Source organism: Streptococcus taonis (assembly GCF_029948085.1).
Lineage (GTDB): Bacteria > Bacillota > Bacilli > Lactobacillales > Streptococcaceae > Streptococcus > Streptococcus taonis.
The window spans coordinates 1-629 of the sequence record NZ_JARZZP010000042.1 but is presented as its reverse complement, the minus strand read 5'-3'; the positions used below and the strand labels follow the sequence as shown (position 1 = coordinate 629).

The following is a 629-nucleotide window of genomic DNA, read 5'->3' as shown; positions in this document are numbered from 1 at the left end:
GCATCTGTAGCTGGTGCACTTGGATCTTTTACAGTTACTTTAACTGGTACTTCATCCTTAGAACCATCTGGGTATGTCACAACGACTGTAGTTTCTTTATCACCTGGTGTAATTGTGTCTACTGGTGTCTTGAACTCTACTGTTGTTCCTTCTGGAAGATCTCCGACATTACCGATTGAATCTTTAGCAGATGGTTTATCTCCTGGTTTAACAGTTTGATCTTTCGCTGTTGGAGTGTTCTTGTCTGCATCTGTAGCTGGTGCACTTGGATCTTTTACAGTTACTTTAACTGGTACTTCATCCTTAGAACCATCTGGGTATGTTACAACGACTGTAGCGTCTTTATCACCTGGTGTAGTTGTGTCTACTGGTGTCTTGAACTCTACTGTTGTGCCCTTAGGAAGATCTCCGACATTACCGATTGAATCTTTAGCAGATGGTTTATCTCCTGGTTTAACAGTTTGATCTTTCGCTGTTGGAGTGTTCTTGTCTGCATCAGATGTCTTCTCTGGATCTTTTACAGTTACTTTAACTGGTACTTCATCCTTAGAACCATCTGGGTATGTCACAACGACTGTAGCGTCTTTGTCACCTGGGGTAATTGTGTCTACTGGTGTCTTGAACTCTAC

The 629-nt window shown here is 42.0% G+C and carries 1 protein-coding gene; it reads right to left on the bottom strand.

Features of this window, described 5'->3' with window-relative positions; genetic code table 11:
• Positions 1-629: Rib/alpha-like domain-containing protein (locus tag QEZ38_RS09775; RefSeq protein ID WP_281335788.1), on the bottom strand; the 629-nt coding region annotated here is incomplete at both ends.